The organism is Rhizobium sp. SVR5-9E (assembly GCF_056755095.1).
The window spans coordinates 1-255 of the sequence record NZ_JBNDHS010000534.1 but is presented as its reverse complement, the minus strand read 5'-3'; the positions used below and the strand labels follow the sequence as shown (position 1 = coordinate 255).

The 255-nt window shown below is 55.7% G+C and carries 1 pseudogene; it reads left to right on the top strand.

Features of this window, described 5'->3' with window-relative positions:
• Positions 1-255: pseudogene (locus ACPYOJ_RS35945) on the top strand (N-acetylglucosamine-6-phosphate deacetylase); the annotation flags it as partial.

Below are 255 nucleotides of genomic sequence, written 5' to 3'. Positions count from 1 at the left end.
CACTCAATGGAGCAGTAATCTCCCCCGGTTTCATCGACGTACAGCTGAACGGCTGCGGCGGTGTGCAATTTAATGATACCGCGGAGGCGGTGACGGTCGACACGCCGGAAATCATGCAGAAAGCCAACGAGAAATCGGGCTGCACCAGCTATCTGCCAACCCTCATCACCAGCAGTGATGAGCTCATGAAACAGGGTATCCGCGTGATGCGCGACTACCTGGCAAAACACCCTAATCATGCGCTGGGTCTGCATC